Source organism: Streptomyces calidiresistens, from assembly GCF_014141525.1.
Classification (GTDB): Bacteria; Actinomycetota; Actinomycetes; order Streptomycetales; family Streptomycetaceae; genus Streptomyces; species Streptomyces calidiresistens.
Genome location: NZ_VKHS01000909.1, coordinates 1 through 2,004 on the forward strand (window position 1 = coordinate 1; position 2,004 = coordinate 2,004).

Annotated in this window: 2 protein-coding genes; one reads left to right on the forward strand and one right to left on the reverse strand. The window is 76.5% G+C overall.

Features of this window, described 5'->3' with window-relative positions:
• Positions 1–708, forward strand: a 708-nt coding sequence (locus FOE67_RS24010; RefSeq protein ID WP_182666930.1) for a 5'-3' exonuclease, incomplete at its 5' end; no start/stop codon positions are given.
• A gap of 57 nt (positions 709–765) precedes the next feature.
• Here FOE67_RS24010 and FOE67_RS24015 read toward each other — a convergent pair.
• Positions 766–2,004 (reverse strand): DEAD/DEAH box helicase (locus tag FOE67_RS24015; protein WP_498370719.1); only part of this gene is annotated, 1,239 nt, incomplete at its 5' end.

Sequence of the window (2,004 nt, forward strand, 5' to 3'; positions counted from 1 at the left end):
GACAGCCCGGGGGGACAGCCGGGGGAACAACGCGACGGCGCGGCCGAGGAGGCCCCGGACACGCTCCTCGCCCAGGTTCCGGTCATCCACGAGGTGCTGGACGCCCTCGGGATCGCCCGGCTGGGCGCGGCCGACCACGAGGCCGACGACGTCATCGGCACCCTGACCCGGCGGGCCGACCGGCCGGTCCTCGTGGTCACCGGGGACCGGGACCTCTTCCAACTCGTCGACGACGAGCGGGGGGTGCGGGTGCTGTACCCCCGCCGGGGCGTGGGCGACTGCGACGTGGTCACCGAGGCCCTGATCCGGGAGCGGTACGGCGTCCCGGCCGCCCGCTACACGGATCTGGCGGTCCTGCGCGGGGACCCCAGCGACGGGCTGCCGGGAGTGCGCGGCATCGGCGAGAAGACCGCCGCCCAACTGCTGGCCGAGTACGGGGACCTGGCGGGGGTGCGGGCCGCCGCGGAGGACCCGGCGTCCCGCTTGACGCCGGCGCGGCGGCGGAACCTGCTGGCCGCCGCCGACTACCTGGACGTCGCCCCCCGGGTGGTGGGGGTGGTGGAGGACCTGCCGCTGCCGGTGCTCGATCCGGCGCCACCGACCGCCCCCGCCGACCCGACGGCGCTGTCCGCGCTGGCGGAGCGGTGGGGCCTGGGTGGTTCGCTGCGCCGCCTGCTGGCGGCCCTGGCCGCCGATCCGATCGACTGATCGGATCGGGCGCCGCCCCCTCCCGTCCCGGTGGGCCGGGGCGGGAGGGGGTGGCGGTCACCCCACCGAGCTGTAGGCGACCACGCCCCGCAGCAGGGAGTCCACCGCCCGGCGCGCGGCGCGCGGCACCGTGCTGTTCTCCCCCGGCGCGGCGGCGGCGACCTGTCCCAGCACGTCGATCACCTGCTTGCACCAGCGCACGAAGTCGCCCGCCGGCATGTCGGCCTCCCGCAGCACCGGGTCCAGGCCGTCCCCCCGGGCCCATCGGTACACCGGTCGGGCGAAGCCGGCGTCCGGCTGCCGCTGACCCACCCCCGCCGTCTGGGCGATGCGGTGCCGCTCCTCCAGGTCGTCCAGGCGGCTCCAGATGACGCCCATCTCGTCCAGGGCGTGCTTGACCCGGCCGCCCGGGGGCTCCGGCGCGAGGACGTCGTCGGCGGTGCGCGCCTCGTAGACCAGCGCCGAGACGCAGGCGGCCAGCTCGGGGGGCTCCAGCCCCTCCCACACCCCCTCGCGCAGGCACTCCCCGGCCAGCAGGTCGAGCTCGCCGTGGAGCCGGGAGAGGCGTCGGCCGTGCACGGTGACCTCGTCGCCGCGCAGGTAGTCCAGCTCCGTGAGCAGGGCGTGGACCCGGTCGAAGGTGCGGGCGATGGTGTTGGTGCGTCCCTCGATGCGGCCCCGCAGCTGCCCGGTCTCCCGGGTCAGGCGCTGGTACCGCTCGGCCCACCGGGCGTGGTCCTCCCGCTCGTCGCACCCGTGGCAGGGATGGGCGCGGATCGCCGTGCGCAGTTCGGTGATCATCGGGTCGTCGGCCGCCTCGGTCCGTCGACGACGCTGCCGGCCGGGTTCGTGGTGACCGGCCCGGGTGCGCAGCGCCGAGGCCAGGTCGCGCCGGGACTGCGGACTGCGGGAGTTGAAGGACTTGGGGATCCGCATCCGGTCCAACGGCTCCACCGGCACCGGGAAATCGGCCTCGTTGAGGCGCTTGACCTGCCGCTGGGCGGTGAGCACCAGGGGGCGGGGCCCCTGGCCCGGCTCCCTGGTCCAGCGGCCCTCGCGGCTGCCGTTGCGTCCGCCGCCGGGCACACCGGGGTCCAGTACCAGGGCCAGCCCCGCGAACTTCCCGGCGGGCACGTGGATGACGTCACCCGGCCGCAGCTTCTCCAGCGCGTCGGCCGCGGCGGCCCGCCGCAGCCCCGCGCCCCGCCGGGCGAGTTCGTTCTCCCGGTCCTTCAGCCGCCGGCGCAGCTCGGAGTACTCCCCGAAGTCCCCCAGGTGGCAGGTCATCGCCTCGCG